Origin of the sequence: Mariprofundus ferrooxydans PV-1 (assembly GCF_000153765.1) — a bacterium.
Taxonomy (GTDB): domain Bacteria; phylum Pseudomonadota; class Zetaproteobacteria; order Mariprofundales; family Mariprofundaceae; genus Mariprofundus; species Mariprofundus ferrooxydans.
Genome location: NZ_DS022294.1, coordinates 956,798 through 981,137, shown reverse-complemented (window position 1 = coordinate 981,137; position 24,340 = coordinate 956,798). Strand labels below are relative to the sequence as shown.

The 24,340-nt window shown below is 49.3% G+C and carries 24 protein-coding genes and 5 tRNA genes; 3 read left to right on the top strand and 26 right to left on the bottom strand.

Going from position 1 to position 24,340, the window contains the following annotated elements; genetic code table 11:
• Positions 1 to 3 precede the first annotated feature (3 nt).
• The 26 genes from rpoB to rpmH form a co-directional block, all read right to left on the bottom strand.
• Entirely contained in the window at positions 4 to 4,098 is a 4,095-nt protein-coding gene (rpoB, locus tag SPV1_RS04590; RefSeq protein WP_026195503.1) for a DNA-directed RNA polymerase subunit beta, read from the bottom strand.
• A 119-nt stretch (positions 4,099 to 4,217) separates the two neighbouring features.
• A complete protein-coding gene (gene rplL, locus SPV1_RS04585) occupies positions 4,218 to 4,601 on the bottom strand; it encodes a 50S ribosomal protein L7/L12 (RefSeq protein WP_009849950.1) in 384 nt (127 codons plus the stop codon).
• A gap of 55 nt (positions 4,602 to 4,656) precedes the next feature.
• On the bottom strand, positions 4,657 to 5,175 hold the full coding sequence (gene rplJ / locus SPV1_RS04580; RefSeq protein WP_009849949.1) for a 50S ribosomal protein L10: 519 nt from the start codon (positions 5,173 to 5,175) through the stop codon (positions 4,657 to 4,659).
• A gap of 221 nt (positions 5,176 to 5,396) precedes the next feature.
• Positions 5,397 to 6,083 carry a 50S ribosomal protein L1 gene (rplA, locus tag SPV1_RS04575; protein ID WP_018295045.1) on the bottom strand — a complete coding sequence of 229 codons (687 nt, stop codon included), beginning with the start codon at positions 6,081 to 6,083 and terminating at the stop codon, positions 5,397 to 5,399.
• A 10-nt stretch (positions 6,084 to 6,093) separates the two neighbouring features.
• Positions 6,094 to 6,522 (bottom strand): 50S ribosomal protein L11, encoded by a 429-nt coding sequence (gene rplK, locus SPV1_RS04570; protein WP_009849947.1) that lies wholly within the window; start codon positions 6,520 to 6,522, stop codon positions 6,094 to 6,096.
• A gap of 163 nt (positions 6,523 to 6,685) precedes the next feature.
• Positions 6,686 to 7,216 carry a transcription termination/antitermination protein NusG gene (nusG, locus tag SPV1_RS04565; RefSeq protein WP_009849946.1) on the bottom strand — a complete coding sequence of 177 codons (531 nt, stop codon included), beginning with the start codon at positions 7,214 to 7,216 and terminating at the stop codon, positions 6,686 to 6,688.
• A complete protein-coding gene (gene secE / locus SPV1_RS04560) occupies positions 7,216 to 7,404 on the bottom strand; it encodes a preprotein translocase subunit SecE (protein WP_009849945.1) in 189 nt (62 codons plus the stop codon). Before secE ends, nusG begins: the two co-directional genes overlap by 1 nt.
• Positions 7,405 to 7,440: 36 nt before the next feature.
• A tRNA-Trp gene (locus SPV1_RS04555) sits at positions 7,441 to 7,516 on the bottom strand.
• 11 nt (positions 7,517 to 7,527) lie between these two features.
• Positions 7,528 to 7,686, bottom strand: a complete 159-nt coding sequence (gene rpmG, locus SPV1_RS04550) for a 50S ribosomal protein L33 (protein WP_009849944.1) — start codon at positions 7,684 to 7,686, stop codon at positions 7,528 to 7,530.
• Positions 7,687 to 7,755: 69 nt separating this feature from the next.
• Positions 7,756 to 8,946: an elongation factor Tu gene (tuf, locus tag SPV1_RS04545; RefSeq protein WP_009849498.1), complete on the bottom strand. Its 1,191-nt coding sequence runs from the start codon at positions 8,944 to 8,946 to the stop codon at positions 7,756 to 7,758.
• 69 nt (positions 8,947 to 9,015) lie between these two features.
• Positions 9,016 to 9,090: transfer RNA gene (locus tag SPV1_RS04540), tRNA-Thr, on the bottom strand.
• 24 nt (positions 9,091 to 9,114) lie between these two features.
• Positions 9,115 to 9,188: transfer RNA gene (locus SPV1_RS04535), tRNA-Gly, on the bottom strand.
• 41 nt (positions 9,189 to 9,229) lie between these two features.
• Positions 9,230 to 9,314, bottom strand: a tRNA-Tyr gene (locus SPV1_RS04530).
• Between the two features lie 107 nt (positions 9,315 to 9,421).
• A tRNA-Thr gene (locus SPV1_RS04525) sits at positions 9,422 to 9,497 on the bottom strand.
• A gap of 243 nt (positions 9,498 to 9,740) precedes the next feature.
• Complete coding sequence (gene coaD, locus SPV1_RS04520; RefSeq protein ID WP_018294843.1) at positions 9,741 to 10,235, bottom strand: pantetheine-phosphate adenylyltransferase; 495 nt, start codon at positions 10,233 to 10,235, stop codon at positions 9,741 to 9,743.
• Positions 10,236 to 10,251: 16 nt separating this feature from the next.
• A complete protein-coding gene (gene mtnA, locus SPV1_RS04515) occupies positions 10,252 to 11,283 on the bottom strand; it encodes an S-methyl-5-thioribose-1-phosphate isomerase (protein ID WP_040881471.1) in 1,032 nt (343 codons plus the stop codon).
• A 9-nt stretch (positions 11,284 to 11,292) separates the two neighbouring features.
• Positions 11,293 to 12,141 (bottom strand): ParB/RepB/Spo0J family partition protein, encoded by an 849-nt coding sequence (locus tag SPV1_RS04510; protein WP_009849941.1) that lies wholly within the window; start codon positions 12,139 to 12,141, stop codon positions 11,293 to 11,295.
• A gap of 10 nt (positions 12,142 to 12,151) precedes the next feature.
• On the bottom strand, positions 12,152 to 12,940 hold the full coding sequence (locus tag SPV1_RS04505) for a ParA family protein (RefSeq protein WP_009849940.1): 789 nt from the start codon (positions 12,938 to 12,940) through the stop codon (positions 12,152 to 12,154).
• The gene (locus tag SPV1_RS04500; protein ID WP_009849939.1) at positions 12,937 to 13,497 is read right to left on the bottom strand and encodes a 16S rRNA (guanine(527)-N(7))-methyltransferase RsmG; all 561 of its coding nucleotides are present in this window, start codon (positions 13,495 to 13,497) and stop codon (positions 12,937 to 12,939) included. The genes SPV1_RS04505 and SPV1_RS04500 overlap by 4 nt, the downstream gene beginning before the upstream one ends.
• On the bottom strand, positions 13,494 to 15,368 hold the full coding sequence (gene mnmG / locus SPV1_RS04495; protein WP_009849938.1) for a tRNA uridine-5-carboxymethylaminomethyl(34) synthesis enzyme MnmG: 1,875 nt from the start codon (positions 15,366 to 15,368) through the stop codon (positions 13,494 to 13,496). The genes SPV1_RS04500 and mnmG overlap by 4 nt, the downstream gene beginning before the upstream one ends.
• 625 nt (positions 15,369 to 15,993) lie before the next feature.
• Positions 15,994 to 16,860: a phosphoribulokinase gene (locus SPV1_RS04490; RefSeq protein WP_009849936.1), complete on the bottom strand. Its 867-nt coding sequence runs from the start codon at positions 16,858 to 16,860 to the stop codon at positions 15,994 to 15,996.
• Between the two features lie 160 nt (positions 16,861 to 17,020).
• On the bottom strand, positions 17,021 to 18,355 hold the full coding sequence (mnmE, locus tag SPV1_RS04485) for a tRNA uridine-5-carboxymethylaminomethyl(34) synthesis GTPase MnmE (RefSeq protein ID WP_040881470.1): 1,335 nt from the start codon (positions 18,353 to 18,355) through the stop codon (positions 17,021 to 17,023).
• Positions 18,345 to 19,934, bottom strand: a complete 1,590-nt coding sequence (gene yidC / locus SPV1_RS04480) for a membrane protein insertase YidC (RefSeq protein ID WP_026195513.1) — start codon at positions 19,932 to 19,934, stop codon at positions 18,345 to 18,347. Before yidC ends, mnmE begins: the two co-directional genes overlap by 11 nt.
• Positions 19,935 to 20,104: 170 nt before the next feature.
• Positions 20,105 to 20,314 (bottom strand): membrane protein insertion efficiency factor YidD, encoded by a 210-nt coding sequence (gene yidD, locus SPV1_RS14135; RefSeq protein ID WP_009849933.1) that lies wholly within the window; start codon positions 20,312 to 20,314, stop codon positions 20,105 to 20,107.
• Positions 20,307 to 20,606, bottom strand: a complete 300-nt coding sequence (rnpA, locus tag SPV1_RS14130) for a ribonuclease P protein component (protein WP_081441966.1) — start codon at positions 20,604 to 20,606, stop codon at positions 20,307 to 20,309. Before rnpA ends, yidD begins: the two co-directional genes overlap by 8 nt.
• Positions 20,607 to 20,659: 53 nt before the next feature.
• Positions 20,660 to 20,794 (bottom strand): 50S ribosomal protein L34, encoded by a 135-nt coding sequence (gene rpmH / locus SPV1_RS14125; protein WP_081441965.1) that lies wholly within the window; start codon positions 20,792 to 20,794, stop codon positions 20,660 to 20,662.
• Between the two features lie 510 nt (positions 20,795 to 21,304).
• On the opposite strand from rpmH, the gene dnaA reads away from it, so the two are divergent.
• From dnaA to SPV1_RS14290, 3 genes are all read left to right on the top strand, one after another.
• Positions 21,305 to 22,714, top strand: a complete 1,410-nt coding sequence (gene dnaA / locus SPV1_RS04475) for a chromosomal replication initiator protein DnaA (RefSeq protein WP_009849931.1) — start codon at positions 21,305 to 21,307, stop codon at positions 22,712 to 22,714.
• Positions 22,715 to 23,005: 291 nt separating this feature from the next.
• Positions 23,006 to 24,106, top strand: coding sequence for a DNA polymerase III subunit beta (dnaN, locus tag SPV1_RS04470; RefSeq protein WP_009849930.1), 1,101 nt, complete (start codon positions 23,006 to 23,008; stop codon positions 24,104 to 24,106).
• A 35-nt stretch (positions 24,107 to 24,141) separates the two neighbouring features.
• Positions 24,142 to 24,318 carry a hypothetical protein gene (locus SPV1_RS14290; protein ID WP_155806626.1) on the top strand — a complete coding sequence of 59 codons (177 nt, stop codon included), beginning with the start codon at positions 24,142 to 24,144 and terminating at the stop codon, positions 24,316 to 24,318.
• Positions 24,319 to 24,340: the final 22 nt, after the last annotated feature.

Below are 24,340 nucleotides of genomic sequence, written 5' to 3'. Positions count from 1 at the left end.
GGCTTATTCTCCTTCGTTCTCAGTCGGGCGCTTGACCATAGCAAGGTCAATACCCAGAGCGTTCAATTCCTTGGTCATCACGTTAAACGATTCCGGAATTCCGGCATCAAACGACATATCACCGCGGACAATGGACTCATACATCTTGGTACGGCCCTGCACATCATCGGACTTCACTGTCAGCATTTCCTGCAACACATGAGCAGCGCCATATGCCTCCAGCGCCCACACTTCCATCTCACCGAAGCGCTGGCCACCAAACTGCGCCTTACCACCAAGCGGCTGCTGCGTAACCAGTGAGTATGGTCCGGTTGAACGAGCATGAATCTTCTCATCAACCAGATGATGCAACTTAAGAATATACATTTGCCCAATGGTAACAGGGCGATCAAATGCCTCACCGGTACGACCATCATACAGTATTGTTTGACCGGTTTCCGGCAGACCTGCAAGTTTCAGCATACGCCTGATATGCGCCTCGTTGGCGCCGTCAAACACAGGCGTTGCGATCGGCACACCGCCCTTCAGGTTGGTAGAGAGCTCAACCAGTTCGGCATCATTCATCTCACCAATCTGGCGACATGCGGTTTTATCTTCGGCATAGATATCCAGCAAGAAGGAGCGCATCTCTTCATTGCCAACCTTGGCACGCATCTTCTCTTCAATACGCTTGCCCAGCTCACTGCCGGCCCAGCCCATATGAATCTCGAAAATCTGACCGATATTCATACGCGAAGGTACGCCCAACGGGTTCAGACAGATCTCAACCGGCGTACCATCAGCGGTATACGGCATGTCTTCTTCCGGCACGATAATAGAAATAACACCCTTATTACCATGGCGGCCAGCCATCTTGTCGCCCGGCTGAAGCTTACGCTTCACGGCCACAAACACCTTCACAACCTTGATAACGCCAGGCTTGAGTTCCGATCCTTCACGAACCTTGGCAACTTTCTGCTCAAAGCGTGACTCCAGACGCGAGCGCTCTTTATCCATTGATTCCAGAATTTCTGCAATCTTCTCATTCACCGCATCATCATCAACGGAAACACCTGAAAGATCGCGCAAGCTCATGGACTCAACATCGGCAGCAGTAATGGTCACACCGCGATTCAAGCCCTTGAAGGTGGCGGCTTTCTGTCCTACTACCAGTGAACATAGGCGACTGGCAGCATTACCTTCCAGAATACGACGCTCTTCTTCCTTATCCGCATAAAGCTGCTCAATGCCGGACTCTTCGATTGCTTTGGCACGCTCATCTTTCTCATCGCCGCGGCGGGTGAAGATCTGAACGTCGACAACAACGCCCTCTTCGCCCGGTTTGACGCGCATGGAGGTGTCACGTACATCCGAGGCTTTCTCACCGAAGATAGCACGCAGCAGCTTCTCTTCAGGAGAGAGCTGGGATTCGCCCTTCGGTGTGATCTTGCCAACCAGAATGTCGCCCTGTTTTACTTCAGCGCCGACATAGGCAATGCCGCAGTCATCCAGGTGGCGCAGCGCATCTTCGCCGACATTCGGGATATCGCGGGTAATCTCTTCCGAGCCCAGTTTGGTATCGCGGGACACGCACTCAAACTCCTCAATATGAATCGAGGTGTACACATCTTCGCGAACCAGCTTCTCGGAAATGACGATCGCATCCTCAAAGTTGTAACCGCGCCATGGCATCAGCGCTACCAGTACGTTACGGCCAAGCGCCAGCTCGCCCATATCTGTACTCGGCCCGTCTGCGATGATGTCACCCTTAACAACCTTATCGCCCATCTTCACCAGCGGGCGCTGATTGAAGCAGGTGTTCTGATTGGAACGACGATATTTGAACAGTCGGTAGATATCTACGCCAGGCTCACCTTCAACCTGTTCATCTTCACCCACACGTACAACGATGCGTTCACCATCAACACGTTCAATGAATCCGCCACGACGAGCAACCTGCGATACGCCGGAGTCGCGCGCCAGCGGCGCTTCCATACCGGTACCAACCAGAGGCTTCTCGGAACGCAACAGAGGCACTGCCTGACGCTGCATGTTCGAACCCATCAGCGCACGGTTCGCGTCATCGTGCTCAAGGAAAGGAATAAGACCGGCACAAACGGAAACCACCTGTGATGGCGATACGTCCATATAGTTGATTTTATCCCGAGCGGCCATAATGAACTCGCCACCCTGACGACACTGAACAAGATCAGCGGCAAAACGACCCTCATCGTCCAGAACCGCATTGGCCTGAGCGATGATCGGATCGCTTTCATCGATGGCAGACAGATAATCGACAATGTCCGTCGCCTTGCCATCAATAACCTTGCGATACGGAGACTCGATAAAGCCGAAGTCATTGACCTTGGCATAGGTTGCCAGGGAGTTGATCAGACCGATATTCGGACCTTCGGGTGTCTCAATCGGGCAGAGGCGACCATAATGGGTCGGATGTACGTCGCGCACCTCAAAGCCGGCACGCTCACGCGAAAGACCGCCCGGGCCCAGTGCGGAAAGACGACGCTTATGCGTCACTTCCGAAAGCGGGTTGGTCTGATCCATAAACTGAGACAGCTGCGATGAGCCGAAAAATTCTTTCACGGAAGCGATCAGCGGTTTGGCATTGACCACATCAGACGGCATCATCTCCGTCAGATCGCCGGATGTCAGGCGCTCACGAATAGCACGCTCCATACGCACCAGGCCAATGCGAATCTGGTTTTCCAGCAACTCGCCGACAGAACGCAGGCGACGATTGCCAAGATGATCGATATCATCCACTTCACCGATGCCGTCGCGCAAGCTCAGCAGGGTATCCAGCGCGATCAGGATGTCCTCATTACGCAGCGTGCCATGATCCAGCGGGACATCAACATCGCTGATGCCAAGGCGCGAGTTCAACTTCATACGGCCTACGCGGGACAAGTCATAACGGGAAGCGTCATAAAACAGGGATTCAAACAGAGCCTTGGCCGTCTCAACTGTCGGCGGCTCACCAGGGCGCATCATACGATAGATCTCTACACGCGCTTCTTCGCGTGACTGAACCATATCCAGACGCAGTGTGTCCGCCAGCCATGGTCCGCGCACGGATGAATCAATCAGCAGGCACTCCAGCTGCTTGATACCGGCACCCTGCAATGCAGAGATAGAGTCTTCGGTCAGCTCCTGATTATGATCAATGAGAATTTCTCCACCATCAATCATGATTGGCTCAGCTGCCACCTCACCGACCATGCTCTCAATCGGCACATCGATCCACTTCACATCGGCTTCAGTCAAACGCCTGATAGCCAGTGCGGTAAATTTCTTGCCTTCAGCAACGATCGTCTTGTTATCCAGTTTGACTGCTGTAACGGCACGCGTTCCCAGCAGCTTGTCTGCATCAAACTTGACCTGTACACCGCTCTTGGTGAAACGGTAGGTCCGACGCTGATAAAAGCGATCGAGAATATCCTGTGTGGACAAGCCCAGTGCCTTGAGCAGAACGCCGGCGGGCATCTTGCGACGCAGATCGATGCGGAAATGTACTTTATCTTTGGAATCGAACTCAAAATCCAGCCAGGAGCCGCGATACGGAATAACACGTGCTTTGAACAGAAACTTGCCTGACGAATGGGTTTTACCCTTGTCATGATCAAAGAACACACCCGGAGAACGGTGCATCTGGGAGACAATGGCGCGCTCAGTGCCATTGATAATAAAAGAGCCGTATTCGGTCATGTACGGAATCTCGCCCATGTAGACGGACTGATCGCGCACTTCTTTCACCTTGCGCTTGGCACGGCGCTCTACTTCTGGCTCGTAAATCTTCAGACGAAGCTTAACCTTGACCGGCAAGGCAAACGTCAGATCGCGGCGACGGCACTCATCCTGGTCGTAACGCGGCGGGCTGTATTCCAGGCCTTCAAATGACAGCTCTGCATTACCTGCATAATCACGTACAGGAAAGACCGTCTGGAATACAGTGGACAGGCGTGAATCATTAACTGCCTCACCATAACCGACAAATTCATGGTAGGACTCAGTCTGCAGTTGCAGCATGTTAGGCATACTGATTGGAGACTCAATGCTACCAAAATTCTTGCGGATTCGTTTCAATGAAGCTTGCTTGGCCATGATTAACCTCTGAAGAAGAACTAGTTTACTGAATAACAGCTAAAAAGGCCGAGCCCCGGCAGCTTTCGCTACCGGGGATCAACCTCGATCATTACACGTATATGTGGAGCAAGTCGCGCTTACTTCAGTTCTACGGTTGCGCCTGCTTCTTCCAGCTTGGCTTTCAGTGCTTCAGCGTCGTCTTTGGAAACACCTTCCTTAACTGTACCAGGTGCGCCATCAACAACTGCCTTGGCTTCTTTCAGGCCCAGACCGGTTGCTTCACGTACTGCCTTGATTACCTGAATCTTCTTGTCGCCGGCAGATGCCAGTACAACGTCGAATTCAGTCTTCTCTTCTGCAGCATCAGCAGCACCGCCAGCTGCAGCAGGGCCGGCAGCAACAGCTACTGGTGCAGCAGCAGAAACGCCGAATTTTTCTTCCAGAGCGCTGACCAGTTCGGACAGCTCCAATACGGTCATAGACTCGATTGCCTGGATCAGTTCATCTTTTGATAATGCCATTTTTAGCTCCTCTTGCTTTTGATTAAATTAGATTTGTAAATGATATAAATGTGTTTTATGCAGCTTCTTTCTGATCGCGAACCGCTGCCAGTGTACGTACAAACGAAGCCGGAACTTCGGACAATGTACGAACAAAACCACTGATCGGCGACTGCATGCTGCCCAACATTTTGGCCAGCAGAACTTCACGCGAAGGCAGACTGGCCAGAGCAGTAATGCCCTGTACATCAATCAATTTGCCATCGAGTACACCACCTCTTACTTCCAGCGCTTTATGCGCCTTGGCGAAGTCAGAAATAGCTTTAGCCATTCCTACAGGTTCAGAGCCATATGCTATGGCTACCGGTCCTGTGAAAAGCTCTTCAGCTGCCTTAAAGCCTGTATCTGTTGCTGCACGACGTGCCAAGGTATTCTTGACGACCTGCAGTGAAACACCTGCTTCGCGTAATTGACGCCTCAGAGTTCCCATTTCGGAAACCGTCAGGCCGCGATACTGTGCCACTATACCAACAGTAGATTCAGACCAGGCAGTGTGAAGTTCATCGACAATACGCTGCTTGTCATTTTTTTTCACATTTACCCCCTTGCTAATTCGATCCGCGCAAGTGAGCTTGCACTCCATCTATGCGGGACGGGTTTCCCCGATTAAGCCACGCCCTTTTAAAGTTGCGGCTCCAGCAGTCTTGGACGGATCGTTGTTTTCGACTATCTACTGTGGCGAACCACGGTAAATAATCGATCTTTTATGCCTTTCGGCACATGACCGGAAGACCGGTCAAACTGTCTCCCCTGCGGTTACAGGGTTGTTTCGTCGACGCGTACTGCAGCGCCCATGGTCGATGCAATCGACATACGCTGCATATAGCGGCCCTTGGAGGAAGAAGGCTTCATCCGGTTCAGCTCTTGCAACAATGCGTCAAGATTTTCACTCAACTGCGTAGCATCAAAGGAACGACGACCGAAAGGAGCGTGAATAACGCCTGCTTTATCGACACGAACCTCAATCTGACCAGCCTTGATTGCGACAACAGCTTTGGTCACGTCCATTGTTACCGTACCCAGCTTCGGATTAGGCATCAGACCACGTGGACCCAGTACCCGACCCAAACGGCCAACCTGTGCCATCATATCAGGTGTCGCGACAACACGGTCGAACTCCAGGAATCCGCCCTGTACCTTCTCAACCAGGTCATCAGCACCGACAACATCAGCTCCGGCTGCAAGGGCTTCTTCAGCCTTTGCGCCTTTGGCGAATACAGCAACGCGAACGGTCTTACCTGTACCATGAGGCAGGGCTATGGAACCACGCACCATCTGGTCAGCATGACGAGGATCAACACCCAGCTTTACAGCAACGTCAATAGACTCATCAAATTTAGTTGCAGGCTGAGCCTGAACTGCGGCAATTGCCTCTTCTTTGGTCACTGCCCCGGCAGGAACCTGCTCACGGGAAGCTTTCATACGTTTAGTTAACTTAGCCATCTGTAACCCCTTAGCCTTCAACTTCAAGGCCCATTGAGCGGGCCGTACCTGCAATAATACGCATGCCGGTATCAGCATCGTAGCAGTTCAAATCGGGCATTTTGGTTTCTGCGATTTCACGGATCTGGGCGCTGGTTACCTTGCCAACCTTTTTCTTGTTGGGCTCAGGACTACCCTTGGCCAGCTTGGCTGCCTTCAGCAACAGTACTGATGCTGGTGGTGTCTTGATAACAAAGTCAAATGAGCGATCTGCATAAACACTGATAACGACAGGCAGGGTAAGACCCTTTTCCATCTCCTGTGTCTTGGCGTTAAAGCCCTTGCAGAATTCCATAATGTTGACACCGGCCTGACCGAGTGCCGGACCGACTGGTGGAGCCGGGTTTGCAGAGCCTGCTGGCACCTGCAGTTTTACTAGCTTAACGAGTTTTTTTGCCATCGATATCTCCAACCGGTTGCAGGCATCTTGCCGTTCACCTTTATTCGCATGTCGGTTACCCGATCATGCTTCCGCACTCTTGCGGTAGACCTTCACATCCTGTGAGGGTGTTTTGCTGGTTAACCTTTGCACTGCCTTTAAGGGCAGTATCTCTGGTTACCAATCAGCCTTTTTCCACCTGGATATAATCCAGTTCAACAGGTGTAGGGCGACCAAAGATAGAGACACTGACCTTCAACTTGGCCTTGTCTTCCATAACCTCTTCAACCACGCCGTTGAAGGAGGCAAATGGACCGTCAATTACGCGCACTGCTTCACCGATATCAAACATAACCTTCGGTTTCGGACGCTCGATCCCCTCTTCAATCTGGCGAATCAGCGCATCCACTTCGCGTTGAGGCATTGGCTTGGGATTGTTATCTGCACCCAGAAATCCACTGACCTGTCGGGTATCTTTAACGACATGCCAGGTGTCGTCATTCATATCCATTTCCACCAGGATGTAACCAGGGAAAAATTTACGCTGTGAGGTCACTTTCTGACCTTCTTTCAGCTCAACGACTTCCTCACGCGGAACCAGAATCTGGCCGAATTTATCAGCCAATCCTGCACGTTCAGCATTCTCTCGCAGCATATGCTCCACTTTATCTTCAAAGTTAGAGTACACCTGTACAACATACCAACGCATAGCCATCAGATCACCTGCCGAACGAGCCAGCTCAGTGATGAGTCCACCAACCACAGAAACAGTGCAATAAAAATGACCATTACAAAAACCATCAGTGTTGACTGCAATGTCTCTCTGCGCTCAGGCCACGTCACCTTTTTGGCTTCGACCTTCACTTCACTCATGAACTTGCGCACATCTGCGACACGACTCATAGCTAAGCTCCTCTTAATCTTTTCATACGCTAGATCTGGCAGGCCAGGAGGGACTCGAACCCCCAACACCCGGTTTTGGAGACCGGTACTCTACCAATTGAGCTACTGGCCTAGTCCGGCTTTTTACTTACCGATCTTGGTTTCTTTATGCAGCGTATGTTTACGACAAAAGCGGCAATACTTGCTCAGCTCCAGCTTGTCGGTCGTCGTGCGTTTGTTCTTATCTGTTGTGTAGTTACGGCGCTTGCATTCAGGGCAAGCCAAAGCCAACAAATCACGCATATCACATTCTCCAGTGACGGCAAAGCGGCAGCAGGAAAACCTGCCGCCGCTGCACGTTCCAATATTTTCTTACTTGCTGATGTCGGTAACGACGCCAGCGCCGACCGTACGACCACCTTCACGGATGGCGAAACGCAGTTCCTTATCCATCGCGATTGGGGTAATCAATTCAACATCCATTGAGATGTTATCGCCAGGCATCACCATCTCGGTGCCTTCCGGCAGTGTTACTGAGCCTGTCACGTCAGTTGTACGGAAGTAAAACTGTGGACGGTATCCATTGAAGAACGGGGTATGACGACCACCCTCTTCCTTGTTCAGGATATAAGCTTCAGCCTTGAAGGTTGTGTGCGGGGTGATTGAACCCGGCGTAGCCAGTACCTGACCACGCTCTACGTCTTCACGCTTGGTGCCACGCAGCAGTACGCCCACGTTATCACCAGCCTCACCACGATCCAGCAGCTTGCGGAACATCTCAACACCGGTACAGGTCGTCTTGGTTGTTGGCTTAACACCAACAATCTCGATCTCCTCACCAACCTTAACCACACCCTGCTCAATACGACCAGTCACCACAGTACCGCGACCGGAGATAGAGAACACGTCTTCAATCGGCATCAGGAATGTCTTGTCGATCGGACGCGTCGGGGTAGGAATGAACTCATCCACAGCTGCCATCAGACGCAGAATAGATGGTGCGCCGATTTCAGATGCGTCGCCTTCCAGCGCCTTCAGTGCAGAACCGATGATCACAGGAGTGTCATCACCCGGGAAGTCGTAAGAGTCCAGCAGCTCACGAACTTCCATCTCTACCAGCTCAAGCAGCTCTTCATCATCAACCATGTCTGCCTTGTTCAGGTAGACTACCAGATGCGGTACGTTTACCTGACGTGCCAGCAGCACGTGCTCGCGGGTCTGTGGCATCGGGCCGTCTGCTGCCGATACAACCAGAATCGCACCATCCATCTGTGCAGCACCGGTAATCATGTTCTTTACATAGTCAGCATGGCCGGGGCAATCAACGTGGGCGTAGTGACGTGCCTCTGTCTCATACTCAACGTGGGCAGTCGAAATCGTAATGCCGCGCTCGCGCTCTTCCGGTGCGCCGTCAATGTCGCCGTAATCTTTAAATACAGCGCCGCCTGTCTCGGACAGAACCTTTGTGATCGCTGCCGTCAATGTGGTCTTGCCATGATCTACGTGACCGATGGTTCCAATATTGACGTGCGGCTTGGTCCGCTCAAACTTTTCCTTTGCCATATCGCTTCTCCATTCTCTTATATATATAACCTACACGATAACCGCTGCACTTACAGTGACTATCAAACCTGGAGCCCAGGGCGGGAATTGAACCCGCGACCTCATCCTTACCAAGGATGTGCTCTACCCCTGAGCTACCTGGGCCTGCTTCGTCTACCTGACGGCAGATGGAGCGGGTGGCGGGAATCGAACCCGCGTCATCAGCTTGGAAGGCTGAGGTGCTACCATTGTACCACACCCGCACAACCCGAAGATACTCAGAGGTGAATATCCCCAGTTTAAATGGTGGAGAGGGCTGGATTCGAACCAACGTAGGCTGAGCCAGCAGATTTACAGTCTGCCCCCTTTAGCCACTCGGGAACCTCTCCGTTACACCCCCTTTTTACTGCCATATAATAATATATGCCAGATGAAAGGGCGCGCGATACTGCATCTTTGTCGAGAACTGTCAAGAATCCCAATAAAAATGACTAACTGGAGCCGGCAACAGGATTCGAACCCGTGGCCTGCTGATTACAAATCAGCTGCTCTACCAACTGAGCTATGCCGGCGAAGGGGCCGCATCTTACCCAGAGTCCAGACGAACTCAAGCCCCAATTGTAAATTGGTTATCCAAATTCAGAAAAGTGCATATAAATCAAACATTTAATATATACTTACATCACTGCAACCAATCAGAAACTGTCACAAGGCCTCCTGTATTTATTCGCCTTCCCGATATTGGCAAACGAAATTCATCACAGGGCACACATCCATCAACTGCTTCTGTAATCGAACAATATCACTCTCGGCACTTACTCCCCTTCTACTGGCACCTGTTTGCATAGATAATCCATTACCACCTCAGGTACCAGCTCACTCACATCCCCTCCCATAGCCGAGATTTCACGAATAAACCGTGACGATACAAACGTATAGTCTTCTCGTGCCATCACAAAGGCTGTTTCAATACGCTCATCCAAACGCCTGTTCATTGTAGCCATTTGAAATTCATACTCGAAGTCTGACGCTGCACGCAGACCTCGCAGGATAGCGCTTGCATCTTGCTGATGCGCCAGATCCACAAGTAAACCTGAAAAGCGCACGGCCTCTACCTTGGGCTCGCCCGAAAAGGTCTCCTTCACCATTTGCAATCGCGTATCGACATCAAACAGCGGCCCTTTTGCCGGATTGTCCGCAACACCAATCACCACTCGATCAAACAGCTTAAGCCCACGTTTTACCACATCGACATGACCCAGGGTCACAGGGTCGAAAGTACCTGGATATATTGCAGTTCGCATTACCATCTCTTTAGCTCACAGATCATTTCTCCGGCTCCCCCCTATTCCATATCCCCTGCTCACTCACAATCGCGGTCAAATTCGCGTAAGGCGTTACATCAAAAGCAGGGTTGTTACACCGCACACCACTGGTAGCAATCGAAAGCTGGCACAACTGGCCATCACTACCCACACCACTCATAGAGAGCAACTCTTCATCGCATCGGGTTTCTATCGGTATATCCAAACCTGAGTCGCAAGCAATATCGAATGTGGACGATGGTGCAACCACATACATCGGAACCCCATGCTCCTTAGCAGCCAGCGACAAAGCATATGTTCCAACCTTGTTGGCAACATCGCCGTTGGATGCAATTCTATCTGCGCCTACAACGATCGCATCCACCTCACCTTTTGCCATCATCCATGCTGCTGCCGAGTCTGCCTGTATACGGCAATCGATACCTGCCTGATACAATTCCCACGCTGTAAGGCGGCTGCCTTGCAACCGCGGACGGGTTTCATCAACCCAAACAAAGGGTGACTCTCCTGCCTGAGCCAGCTGATAGATCCCTGAAGTAGCCGTACCCCAGTCTACCGCAGCCAGCCAACCGGCGTTGCAATGAGTCAATATCCTGCGCTCACCTACGGCAAGCAACTCAGCCATGTGCCCACCCATTCGCCGGTTTGCATCAACTTCTGCATCTGCATAATTGACCGCACACTCTATCATTGTTGCAGCATCGGGTTCTGTCTTAGAACAGACCTCCATTTCATCACATGCATGAAACAAATTTACTGCCGTTGGTCTCGTCGAACGAAATCGGGGCAACCAAAAATCAGAGAATCTGCGCCGATCAACACTCCACGCCAGGGCAAGACCCAGTGCTGCAGCGGCCCCTATGCTTGGTGCCCCCCTGATTTGCATGGTCTCTATCGCCAGAGCAACATCCTCCGGGTTCTTGCTGGTTACCTGTTCAAACCTGAATGGCAGCATCCTTTGCTCTATCCAGCAAACCCCTCCGGAAAGCAGATTCCAATGAACAGCCCGGTACTCCTTGTCGCCTACCTTCACCCTGCGACCTCAACCACGCAACTTGCGCAGCACACCATCCAGCTCTGCCGGCTGGGTGTAACGAATGCGCAGCTCTCCGCCTCCGCCAGACTTACATGACAGCTCCACCGAAAGCCCCAGCTTTCGAGTCAGTTCTTCCTGCAGCGCCAACACATCTGCGTCCACATCTTTCGGAGGCTTATTGGTTGCTGGCCTTGCCGCCTTCCTTGCCGCCTCTTCCATCTGGCGGGCACTGAGCCCTTCCGCCACACATTGATCTGCGAGCTGCTCCGCGACCTTCTCCGGCAATCCCACCAATGGCCGTGCCTGCCCCATACTTAAGGCCCTGCGCTCAATCATGCTTTTAATTTTCGCTGACAGTTGTAGCAGTCGAATCAGATTACTGACCTGCACCCGCGATACACCAATTTTTTCTGCTACCTGTTGCTGCGTACATCCGAATTCATCAATCATGCGATGATAGGCAGCGGCAGATTCAATCGCACTAAGGTCATCACGCTGTTCATTCTCAATAATTGCCAGCTCAAGTGCCTGCAGGTCACTAACATCTCTTACTACGGCCGGAATCTCTAATAAGCCCGCAGCTTGTGATGCCCTCCACCGCCTTTCCCCGGCAATCAATTCATAACCATCGCCACTGGGTCGCAACAGGATCGGCATCAAGACGCCTTCCTTTCTTATTGACTCCGTCAGCATGGATAGCTCATCGGCCGGAAAGCATGTTCTCGGCTGGTAGCTGTTTGGCCTGATTTTTGATATCGCAATCTGCGTTGCCTGACTGAGCACCTCTGGAGTCGGTTTATCCCCCAACAGTGCATTAAGGCCGCGCCCGAGCCCTCTGTTTTTTGCCACAACCATTTCGCCCTCCTTACTGTATTTCCCTTCTATGCATAAACTCCTGTGCAACAACCAGATATGCCTGAGCCCCTTTTGACCTCACATCGTGATACATCACAGGCACACCAAAGCTAGGCGCTTCCGACAACCTCACGTTTCTCGGTATCGTATTGGCATATACCTGGGATCCAAAATATGCGCGCACATCCTCCTCCACCTGAGTAGACAGTCGATTTCTGCCATCCACCATCGTAAGCAGTATCCCTTCCATAGTCAGGCTACTATTCAGTGCCTGCTTTATGCGTCGAATAGAATCCATCAGCTGAGTTAGCCCTTCCATCGCATAAAATTCTGTTTGCAGTGTTACCATAACATGATCCGATGCACTCAACGCATTCACCGTCAGTAAGCTTAATGCAGGTGGACAATCAATAAATACATAGTCAAACGCTTCACCCTTGTACGCAGCAAAGGCCTGCTCCAGGCGCAACTCCCGCCCCAGCTCGCTAACCAATTCAATTTCTGCACCTGCCAAATCCATACTTGCCGGCAGCAATAATAGTCGCTCACAATCTGTAGCGATAATCGCATCACTTAACTGGGCATCCCCCATCAACACATCGTATGTACCACTTCTGACAGTATTCTGGTTAACCCCCAACCCCGATGTAGAGTTGCCTTGGGGGTCCAGGTCAATAAGCAGCACCCTTTTTTCTAACGCAGCCAAAGATGCAGCCAGGTTAATACTTGTGGTTGTTTTACCCACACCGCCCTTTTGATTTGCAATCGCTGTAATTGGCCCCAAGCCCTGATGTTTCACGTGGAACCCTCCTTATCATGTCTATAGCAACGAATCAGCTGCTGGCTGCCCACCACATCAACTGTCCGCTCATCATAGGCGCCCCAGCCCACTACGGAAACCGCCTGGCTGGTAGCAGGCACCGGCAAGACAGCCACAGCAGATACACCAACGTGCTGGTTACACATCGTCAGCAGCTCTCGTTCATCTGTCACAGCACGCGCAACGCATACATCAGCAGACAAACTTGGCAAATGGTTTATATCGGCATCAAAGACCTCCGCATTAAGGTCAAGTGTCCGAACAATATGGCGTAAAAATTCTGCGCGCTTCTTCCTTCTTTCTACCAGCAAACCATGCAAACCACTCCTAGCCAGAAGCAGTGGTATACCAGGAACACCCATGCCACTACCTATGTCCAACAATCGCCCACTATCCGGCACCCAATCAAGCAAAGCCAATGAGGGCAAAATAAATCGTTCAACAAACTCATCATGCGTGGAGATTGAAGTGAGGTTCAAAGCCTTGCGAAAGCGCATCACCTCAGAGACATATGCATCACACAAATCAACACTCATGATGTACCCCTCAAAAACATCACCAATGATGTAACTGCAGCAGGGGTCACACCCGACAGTCTTGAAGCCTGCCCCAGTGTCATAGGCTGCACAGACGAAAGACGCTGTGCACATTCAATACTAAGACCTGGGACTATGGAGTAGTCAAACCCATCAGGTAACGACTGTGACTCCATCTGCTTGAATCGCTCAATATCCTGAAGCTGCTTGTCCAGATAGCCATGGTAATGCAGCAATGAACCCAGACTGGCAACATCATGCGCACCAAGCACTTCATAACCCTCAAGCAACTGCATAGCGACAGCCGGATCCACGTCATCACGGTGACAGTATGCTGGCAGCATCATTGACTGGCCAGGGACAGGTAACCCCAAAGCACTTAAGCGCCCTCGCCAAGCCTCCCCGATACCAACACATGTTGCACATGCAGCTTCAAACAGATCATTTACTCGTTGCTGCCTGGACTGGAAGCTGCACCGCCGTGCCTCGCTATACAGCCCCAGGGTTACAGATGACGGACCAAGCCGAAGGTCGGCATTGTCCTCTCGCAGATGCAGCCTGAACTCTGCCCTTGATGTAAACATCCGATATGGCTCCATCACACCTTTGGACACAAGGTCATCAACCATAACTCCGATATATGCTTGCGACCGGTCAGGCACCCAAGCTGGCAGCCCGAGCGCAACAGACGCAGCATTAATGCCAGCCAACACCCCTTGGGCAGCCGCCTCCTCATAACCCGTAGTTCCATTCAATTGGCCCGCATGAAACAACCCAGCCACCCTCTTGGTCTCCAACGATGGACGCAACTCTGTAGGGTCAACATAGTCATACTCAACCGCATACCCCGGCCGAATAATATTCACGCCCTCCAACCCGGGAATGGACCGCATAAAAGCCCACTGCACATCTATAGGTAACGATGTAGAAATTCCATTCGGATACACTTCGTTATGATCCCATCCTTCAGGCTCGAGAAATATTTGATGACTGGTTTTATCAGAAAAACGCACCACCTTATCCTCAATACTTGGACAGTAGCGTGGGCCAACCCCATCTATCAGACCTGTATACATAGGAGATCTGGATAGGTTCTCTCGTATTATATCGTGGGTTTTTTCAGTAGTACGTGTAATGGCACAATCAAGCTGCCTTCTCACCACCTCTTCATGCAGCACCGAAAACGGCCTTACATTCAAATCACCTGGCTGCTTTTCCAACTGATCCCAACGAATAGTTTTTTTATCCAGCCGTGGTGGCGTGCCTGTTTTCAGACGCCCAACTTTAAACTCACGCTTATAGAGCTCCTCAGTCAAGCCATTTACCGCAGCATCACCTGAGCGGCCTGCTGAAGAACTTTTATCTCCAACATATGTTACCCCCCCAAGAAATGTGCCTGTAGTTAGCACTACTGCCGAGGCTTCATGCCTTACTCCCAGCTCATCCAGCACTCCCGACACCCGATCACCGTCAAACAATAATTCAGAAATACTACCCTGGTGCAGGTGGATCATCGGGTTAGAATCTAACAACTCACGCATGACTATATGGTAGGTGCGTCGATCACACTGGGCCCTTGTGGCCTGGACCGCTGGCCCTTTTCTACTATTAAGCAGCCTGTACTGCAGTGCAGACCTATCAGCGGCCACGCCCATTAATCCGCCCAACGCATCCACCTCATGCACCAAGTGGCCTTTCCCAATGCCTCCTATAGCAGGGTTACAGGACATTTTTGCAATTGTATCCAGATTCTGGGTAATTAGACGGACACTTGCGCCACGACTAGCCGCCGCCCAGGCCGCCTCACAGCCCGCGTGGCCGGCTCCAACTACAATAACATTCACAAAATTAGGGTGTTTCACGTGGAACATCCCTCCTTATTTAAGGTGTCCAAGAGTAGGCATTCAGACAGCGTGGGGCAAATGAAAACAAATTTTAATAAAAAAACACGATCAAAAAGAGGTGGTTCGGAGGAATTAAATACTGACACATAATTATTCAAGGCGTAGAAAAAAGAAGTAAACAGGCCAAACCTGCATAACAACGTCATCAAAAGACGTCGTAAAGTGACAAGACTGTGACTTATGGGCAACCAACCACCCCTTACCCATAAGCTCGCCACCACAACGTGCGCGGCTGACTACAGATACGGCATGTATAGCCCAAATAGCATAATCAGTCTTTTATATGAAATCATCAGCATTGGCCGGCTAATTAAATGGCAATAAGAAAGTGGAACAAGGCCCACCACAAAAAGAGTGACTAAAGAGCTCTCAAAGAAGTAATGCGCTAAGAGGTCTCTCCACCATAATGGTCAGGATCATAAAAACCCTAGAGGGGAAAATAGCATCGTTGAAGTTCTACGGTAAGGTTATAAGCCAGGTGAAAATGGGTGAGTATAAGAAAAAGCAATTTGCGACTATTTAATTAATATAGTGGGAAGCAAAAAAACGGGCAGCCAAAGGCTGCCCGTTAGAAATAATACTTACTTTCAGGTTAGATCGCTTTACGTTTAACTTCCAAAAGCTGATGCATCATTGGTGCAAGAATCAATTCCATTGCCATAACCATCTTAGCTGCAGGTACCACGAGAGTATTACGACGAGACATGAATGAACCCGTCAGCATGGACAGAAGCCACGGGAAATCAATCCCCCACTGCTCTGGCTTACGGATTCTGATGACAATCAGACTCTCATCAGGGGTAGGAACATCACGCGCAATAAACGGATTGGAGGTATCAACCAAGGGGACACGCTGGATGTTAATATCGGTATTCACAAACTGAGGCGTAATGAAGTGCACATAATCATGCATACGCGAAAGAATGTTATCAACAACAGCTTCTGAAGAGTAACCACGCATTTCAGTGTCACGGTGAATTTTCTGAATCCACTCAAGGTTAACCACAGGAACGACGCCTAGCATCAGATCCACATAAGGGCGCACCTCTTCAACTCCGCCGTGGAGGCCTTCATAAAACAAAAGGTCAGAACCTTCTCCGATCTCCCGCCACTCAGTGAAACGCCCTGCATCAACGCCATAGAGCTTTGCTTCCTCATCATCATGCACATAAGTACGAGCCATACCGCGTCCAGTTCTACGGTATGAGTCAAACAGGTCGGCAATCTTGTCAAACAGGTTCGCTTCATCCGAAAAGTGGCTCAGGCGTTTGCCCATAGCTTCAAATTTCTTAGCCTGTTCACGAAACTCATACCGGTCATATTTATGAAAGCAATCACCTTCAACAATAGCGGGGGTCACCTTCTCACGTCTGAAAATATGCTCAAGCGCTATCTTGGCCGTACTGGTTCCCGCTCCGGATGAACCGGTAACAGAGATTACTGGAAATTTTGCAGACATTATCTTACTCCTAAAACCAAAAGTATCTGGCAGTTAAACTTTTAACTCGCCCACTCCCCCTAAATAATTGTCACCCGGAAGGTCGTGTATTATGCCTCAACATAATACCATTATTCAAGAAAAAGCAAATATCAGTTATAATTAAATAGCTGACTAAGAATCATTTACCTATACAAAACTCAGAAAACACACGATCAAGAATATATTCCACGTCCCCAATACCTAAAATGCCTGCAAGTAAGCCCCAAGCGCGCCTCCACTGCATTGCAGCCAAATCCAACAACTCTTCGTTACCCAGGCATCCAAGCCCGCTTTCTATACACTCCAGTGCCTCTACAAGCACCAGTCGGTGTCGCTCATGCGTCACCATCATCCCCTCATCACCCATTTGAATATCGCCTAAAAAACTGGCCAGGCGAGAACGCAACTCATTCAGCCCCTCACCAGATATAACACTTAACTGAATATACTCATCCGGAATGTCCCCACTTTCCAAATCCACCTTATTCATTAAAAGCAAATCAGCATGAATGGATGGGGACCAGGTATCAGGGCGGCTTGCATCTGCTACAAAGAGTGTAACATCTGCAGTGCTTGCAACTTGCAATGCCCGACGAACACCCTCTATCTCTACAACATCATGGCTATCACGCAAACCTGCAGTGTCCGTTAGTCGAAGCGGTATGCCGTTTACCTCAAAATCAACATCCAGGAGATCCCGCGTTGTACCCTCAAGGTGGCTTACTATTGCTCGCTCCCGACCACTAAGAGCATTCAACAGACTGGATTTACCGACATTCGGTGCCCCAACAAGAGCTACAGTTGCACCTTCAAATAACCGCTCACCCAATGGAGCTGAAGCCAGCATCTCCTTGATTGGCGCAACAACTGTCTCTACCATCTTGTTACGTAGATCAGAAAAATATAAATCCCGGATCTCTTCTTCGGGAAAGTCCAAGCTGGCTTCAACATGCGCTACTAATGATGTTAAGCGCTGCATCAATCGGTCAATATGGATCCCGAATTCACCTTGCAGTTGCCGTTGCGCCTGTTTTCCGGCTCGAACCGTGGCTGCGTCTATACATGCTGCAACAGCTTCAGCCTGAGAAAGATCCAGCTTACCATGTTCAACCGCTCGCCGTGTAAATTCACCGGCTTGCGCAGGTTCACACCCAAGTTCATACAAACGGGATAGCAGTGCCTGTAATAACACGGGGCCGCCATGGCCCTGTAACTCAACAACGTCTTCACCAGTATAGGAGGCAGGCCCTGGAAAATAGAGGGTAATCCCCTGATCGAGCCGTTCGCCGGCATGATCAAGCCAGGCATCTAATGTAGCCATGCGCGGAGACGGTAGGCAACGATGAACAGATAACTGTTCCAATATGGCTGTTGCATCCGGTCCGGAGATACGAATGATACCAACGCCACCCCGTCCTGCCGGGGTGGCAATAGCCGCTATTGTAGTCTGATGGATGTATCCTTTATTCGACATTCATCCGTTTCATTACAAGCTTCTGTTGCAAAATTGACAGGGTGTTATTAACCACCCAGTACAACACCAAGCCTGCAGGGAAAAACAGGAACAGCACGGTGAAGACCGGCGGCAAGAACTGCATGACCTTGGCTTGCATCGGATCGGGTGGTGTGGGATTGAGCCTCTGCTGAACAAACATGGAGATACCCATCAATACAGGCAGTACAAAATAAGGATCCTGCACAGACATATCGTGTATCCAGCCGATAAAAGGTGCCTGACGCATTTCGATCGACATCAGTAACACCTTGTACAAGGCGAAAAACACCGGAATCTGAATAATAATAGGCAGGCAGCCGCCCATTGGATTGACCTTGTGCTTCTTATACAAAGCCATCATTTCCTGGCTCATCTTTTGACGATCATCACCATACAGCTCTTTCATACGAGCCATTTCAGGCTGCAATTTCCGCATCGCAGCCATTGATTCATACGACTTCTGGGTCGGCCAGAAAAACAGAATTTTAATCGAAAGCACGAGAAGGATGATGCAAAAACCAAAATTTCCGACGTAAGTATACAGCCACAGCAAAAATGAATGCATCGGCTTAGAGATAAAGGCAAACCATCCATAATTGATAGAACGATCCAGGCCCTCCCCTGCCTTTTTCAATACTGTCAGAGACTTAGGACCAAGAAACATTCTGGAGTGAAATAAATTATCTTTGCCATCCAGCGTACCGCTATCGATAACACCGGCCTGGTAGGAGCGCCCATCACCCTTAAAGTAATATGGATAATCCTGCTCAGGGTTAGAGATGAGAGCTGCAATAAAGTAGCGATTCATAATCGCTGTCCAGCCTCCGACAGCCATCATGCGAACCGAGCTGCTATCCAGATCTTTATAATCAGGCTCCTGAAGCTTACCGTTCAACAACGCCGTCGGGCCCATATGTTCATAGAATGTATTTAATTTTTTATCAGGATCACGTTCGACAACCTGACGATATATTTTCTGCCCTGCTCCACCGAGGATACGATCTTCAATATCCACAATGTATGAATCCTGAGCAAGGGTAATCTTGCGCTGCCAGATCAAGCCATTATCAAGCGTGGCCTGCAATGTCATTGTATTTGCAGATTTATTAAGAACAGTAAAAGGCTTCTGGATACTTCTGTTCATGACACCTGAATTTACATATACAGACCGTCCTTCATCCGTCATTGACAGAACAGAAACATTTGCCGCCCCGGGCTCAATAGAAACATGATACTGCTTTAGTTCGGCTTCGGTAAACCAGCCTCTCGCATTCATTGTTAAAGAAAGCAGGTTATTCCCTATCGTATAATGTTCATCAGGAAAGGACGTAGCAATCGCAGGGCTTGATTGGGAGGGTTGGCTGCTAGTGGTCGATTCAGGTATAGAGGGGTTAGCATCACCTGCTGGCTGAACGCTCGCCTGTGATGCAACTGCTGCATGTGGCGCTTCCTGAACAGTCTGTTGCTGAGCCTGCTCCTTTTGGGGGAATATCGCACTCCAGCCAAACAGGACTGCCATCGACAGAGCAAATGCCAGTATTAAATTACGTTGTTCCATTTCTTTATCTCTCCCTTATGAAATACTGATCTATTCAGTGATTCCATGCAGCCCACAGCTGAATTTCCAAATCATTTGCTCAAGAAGACAATTAATCCGGATATCGAAACCGTGTTTTTTAGCTCTGATAGAGATGCCAGAAGCCAACATCACCATATCCAACCCTTAAGTCACGGTACAGGATCATACCCGCCCTTACAAAACGGGTGGCAGCGTAACAGCCGTTTTATGCCTAGCCAAGCACCACGACAAACGCCGTAACGCTGAATGGCTTCAATCATGTAATGTGAGCAACTAGGTGTGTAAATACACCTTGACGGCAGCACCGGTGAAATAAACAACTGGTAAGCACGAACGAGCATCAGCGAAAATTTACGCATTACCTCTTTTGCCCACACTTCTGCTCTCAATCGACAGCAGCGCCCTGGAAAAATCCAGAACGGGATCGCGCATCTTCTCCGCATTGCCGGATGGTATCAGAAGCACATCTACCGACATTAGAGGACAATCGTGATGACGAAACACTTCACGCATTAGTCGTTTCAAACGGTTCCGTTGAACAGCGTTGCCATATTTTCGTGATACAGCAAGGCCCAACCGGGAATATCCCAAGCCATTATCTCTATAGACGAGTCTAATATCACCAGAGTTCAGTCGCCTGCCTTTGCGCATAGCGGAAAAATCAGCTTTACTGCGCAAATGCAACAACTTTGGAAACCGCTGATTCAGGCGCTTAGACGCTGACGGCCCTTTGCACGACGACGATTTAGAATTGCACGGCCGGAACGGGTTGCCATACGTGCGCGGAAACCATGGCGACGTGCCCTACGGATTTTACTTGGTTTGTATGTAAAGCTCATGGTTTTCTCCTGAGGCTCTGTTGCTTTTAAAAAATGGTCGCGCATCCTAAATGCAGGACGAGAATAGTCAAGTATCTATCCGGAATCAGGCTTTTTCTATCAACTCTTTATGACACTCCAAGCGTTTATTACCAGAGAACCAATCACAGTGAAAAATTGTCTCTTGAAAAGCTGTGCAGTTTCCCCCCTATCAACTGTGGATAGATTGGGTGTAACCATCCGGGATTCGGAGTTAAATCACTTGTTTTTTATTTATACGCATCTACTCCACAGAGTTAGATGCATGTCATGCACAAGCTGATGAACTTGAGAGTACTGGTAAACATAACACAAAAAGCACTTATCCACACTATCCACAGCCACCTATGATGATGATGATTCTTTAAAAAAGAGTGTAAAGTAGGTAATAAGGCAACGCACTTAACCCATCATCTCCTCTCAGATAATATTGTTGGATATTGGTAATGTTGTTTTACATGCTCACCACCACCAAGGTGATAACTCAATACAATGAACATATCAGAAGGTGTAATTGATACCTGCTTCCTGATTGAACTGGATGATAACCAGGAAGCATGTACAATTCTGGCAATGACGATTGAAAACACATCCCCACTTTGGCAACAAATTTCAGATCGCTTGAAAGACGAGATATCAGTATCCCGTTTTGATGCATGGATACGGCCTGTTTCAGCGACCCAAAATGGCCAGAAACTGACAATTGCCGTACCCAGTCGTTTTTTTATGGAAGGATTGAAAAACAGTTACGCAGCACGTATTGCCGAGTTGGCAGCCGAGGTTACAGGTACAGATATCGATCTTTCCTATCAGGTTGATACATCATTGGCGACCCAGGGTGACCCTGAACCCGCCATGCCTGATGAAGCCGATTTGTTGCTGGTCGATGGTTATATTGACCCCCGATTTACATTTGAGAACTTTATTGTTGGTTCAGGTAACGAGTTCTGTCACGCGGCAGCTCAAGCCGTAGCAGAAAAACCGGGTGCTATTTATAACCCCCTCTATTTATATGGCGGTGTTGGCTTGGGTAAAACCCACCTGATCAATGCTGTTGCCAATGCACTTATTTCTAAAAACAACTACCGTATCGCGTATCGGACAGGTGAGCGTTTTACCAATGAATTAATTCAGGCGATCCGTAATGGATCAACCGATAATTTTCGCAATCAATATCGTCAGGTTGATGTTCTGATTATCGATGATATTCAGTTTATTGCAGGCAAGGATCGAACCCAGGAAGAGTTCTTTCATACATTTAATGCGTTGTACGAAATAAAAAAACAGATCATCCTGACATCTGATCGAAGCCCGCGTGATTTGACCAATCTGATGGAAAGATTGCGCTCACGTTTTAACTGGGGACTGGTGGCTGACATTCAACCGCCTGATCTGGAAACAAGATTGGCCATTCTTTCGAGTAAAGCAGAGTTGGCTGGCGTTCATATGGATCGCGATGTGGCCAATTTATTGGCGACAAGAATTACCAATAACGTAAGAGAGCTGGAGGGTGCACTAACCCGACTGACAGCCCATGCTACACTGACGGGTAGGACGATTGACGTCACTTTCGCTCGCCATGTTCTGCGCGACTTACTGCATGAAGAGATTCGAGCCATTTCTGTTGAGGATATTCAAAAGCAGATTGCTGCTTATTACAATATCAATATCCGTGAAATGTCGTCCAGTAAACGAAGCCGTACCGTTGCTTTTCCACGACAGGTAGCCATGTATGCATGCAAGGAACTGACTACTATGTCCTTACCTGAAATCGGAGCGAGATTTGGAGGTAAAGACCATACCACTATCCTGTATGCCGTTAGAAAAATTGCGAAAATGCGTGATGAAGATGAAGATTTTGATGAAGAAGTAAGCCGCATTATCGCTCAGTTGAGGCGCTGAGAAGCGCTGATACAAGGTGAAAACTGAGTGGATAATCGCAGGCATTAAAAAACTGTGGAATACCTCCCGGACAACTGTGGATTGTTTGAGTATAAGGCTGTTTAACGCTAAGCTAGGCAGCCGGATGTATGGTTATTCCCATATTGTCCACCAATCATATACACTGTTGTACACAGGATGAATGCAGGGTAAGGATAGGTTATTTCAGTGAGTAGGCTATTTATTCACACTATCCACAACTCCTATGATGACGGTGATAATTTTAAAAAAGATTAAAAAGAGGAAACAGGAATGAAAATAACTTTATCCAGAACCCCCCTGTTACAGTTGGTTCAGCGTTGTCAGAGCATTGTTGAAAAAAGACATACGATCCCGATTTTGGCAAATGTTTTAATTGAAGCGAACCAGGATGGCATCACCATGACTGCGACGGATCTGGAAGTGGGTATCCGCAGCCATATTGATGGTAGTGTTGAAGAAGATGGCACTGCTACTGTATCAGCCAAAAAACTATTTGAAATTATTCGTGAGTTGGATGCGGAAATGGATGTATCACTGACAACGGGCAATGGATTTATATCCATCGTCAGTGGATCGTCCCGTTTCAGGGTGAATACCCGACCTGCTGACGAATATCCGGCTATGGCAGAGCAGGAGGGTACAATCAAGATAGTACTGCCCGGAAATGCCTTGGCAGACATGATTGCTGCAACATCCTTTGCCATGTCAACTGATGAAACACGTAAATACCTGACAGGTACACTGTTTGAACTGGATGATAGTCAAAATCTGCGGCTCGTTACGACAGATGGCCATCGTCTGGCACTATCAGAAATACGCTTACAACAAGCTGCTGGTACTGCTTCCTGTATTGTGCCGAAGAAAGCTGTTATCGAAATCAGAAAACTGTGCGAAGAAAACCAGGGCCAGGTTGAGTTACTGATCAGTGAACGCCAGATTCGATTGGTGGCAGGCTCCAACACGTTGACCTCAAAATTAATTGATGCACGTTTTCCGGTTTATCAGGACGTTATTCCGGTAAATAATCCCAATATTGCACGTATTGAGCGCACTGCATTTGATCAGATTTTGCGTAGAAACATGATTGTCGCCAATGAGTTTACCCATGACATTCGTTTGATTTTTTCTGATCAGGGGCTGGATATATCCGCACATAACAGCGAGCAGGAAGAGTCGGAAGAGCATCTCGCAGCGGAATACCCCGGTCACGAAGTTGCTATAGGTTTTAATGGCCGCTACTTGCGCGATGCGCTTGGTGCTATCCGCGCCCCTTCGGTATGCATGGAACTCAAAGATGAGTTGTCTCCGGTTCTGATTCGGGGTGAAGATGATGAGCAGTCACGTTACGTGATCATGCCCATGCGCATTTAACAAAGGATGATGCGGGTATTCATCAGGATTAAGCGTTGACGGAAGCTGTGATTAATCACTTCCAGTTGGCAACGCCATTATCTGTGCGCGAGGTGAAGTTAAGTCACCTGCGTTGTCATCAGGACCTGACATGGGCTTGTGACGCGGGCATGAACCTGGTGATTGGTGCTAATGGTTGTGGCAAACTACGCTGCTGGGATCTGTATATATGATGGCGCATGGGCGCTCTTTTCG

Excerpts from the sequence above, each read along its gene's own strand:
- rpmG (WP_009849944.1), bottom strand. The coding sequence starts at position 7,686 with ATGCGTGATTTGTTGGCTTTGGCTTGCCCTGAATGCAAGCGCCGTAAC.
- rplA (WP_018295045.1), bottom strand. The coding sequence starts at position 6,083 with ATGGCTAAGTTAACTAAACGTATGAAAGCTTCCCGTGAGCAGGTTCCT.
- secE (WP_009849945.1), bottom strand. The coding sequence starts at position 7,404 with ATGAGTCGTGTCGCAGATGTGCGCAAGTTCATGAGTGAAGTGAAGGTC.
- rplL (WP_009849950.1), bottom strand. The coding sequence starts at position 4,601 with ATGGCATTATCAAAAGATGAACTGATCCAGGCAATCGAGTCTATGACC.
- tuf (WP_009849498.1), bottom strand. The coding sequence starts at position 8,946 with ATGGCAAAGGAAAAGTTTGAGCGGACCAAGCCGCACGTCAATATTGGA.
- coaD (WP_018294843.1), bottom strand. The coding sequence starts at position 10,235 with ATGGTAATGCGAACTGCAATATATCCAGGTACTTTCGACCCTGTGACC.
- nusG (WP_009849946.1), bottom strand. The coding sequence starts at position 7,216 with ATGGCTATGCGTTGGTATGTTGTACAGGTGTACTCTAACTTTGAAGAT.
- SPV1_RS04500 (WP_009849939.1), bottom strand. The coding sequence starts at position 13,497 with ATGAGTGTTGATTTGTGTGATGCATATGTCTCTGAGGTGATGCGCTTT.
- SPV1_RS04490 (WP_009849936.1), bottom strand. The coding sequence starts at position 16,860 with ATGTCTGCAAAATTTCCAGTAATCTCTGTTACCGGTTCATCCGGAGCG.
- mnmG (WP_009849938.1), bottom strand. The coding sequence starts at position 15,368 with ATGTTCCACGTGAAACACCCTAATTTTGTGAATGTTATTGTAGTTGGA.
- dnaA (WP_009849931.1), top strand. The coding sequence starts at position 21,305 with ATGAACATATCAGAAGGTGTAATTGATACCTGCTTCCTGATTGAACTG.
- SPV1_RS04510 (WP_009849941.1), bottom strand. The coding sequence starts at position 12,141 with ATGGTTGTGGCAAAAAACAGAGGGCTCGGGCGCGGCCTTAATGCACTG.
- rpoB (WP_026195503.1), bottom strand. The coding sequence starts at position 4,098 with ATGGCCAAGCAAGCTTCATTGAAACGAATCCGCAAGAATTTTGGTAGC.
- rplK (WP_009849947.1), bottom strand. The coding sequence starts at position 6,522 with ATGGCAAAAAAACTCGTTAAGCTAGTAAAACTGCAGGTGCCAGCAGGC.
- rnpA (WP_081441966.1), bottom strand. The coding sequence starts at position 20,606 with ATGCGCAAAGGCAGGCGACTGAACTCTGGTGATATTAGACTCGTCTAT.
- dnaN (WP_009849930.1), top strand. The coding sequence starts at position 23,006 with ATGAAAATAACTTTATCCAGAACCCCCCTGTTACAGTTGGTTCAGCGT.
- mnmE (WP_040881470.1), bottom strand. The coding sequence starts at position 18,355 with ATGTCGAATAAAGGATACATCCATCAGACTACAATAGCGGCTATTGCC.
- rpmH (WP_081441965.1), bottom strand. The coding sequence starts at position 20,794 with ATGAGCTTTACATACAAACCAAGTAAAATCCGTAGGGCACGTCGCCAT.
- yidC (WP_026195513.1), bottom strand. The coding sequence starts at position 19,934 with ATGGAACAACGTAATTTAATACTGGCATTTGCTCTGTCGATGGCAGTC.
- yidD (WP_009849933.1), bottom strand. The coding sequence starts at position 20,314 with ATGCGTAAATTTTCGCTGATGCTCGTTCGTGCTTACCAGTTGTTTATT.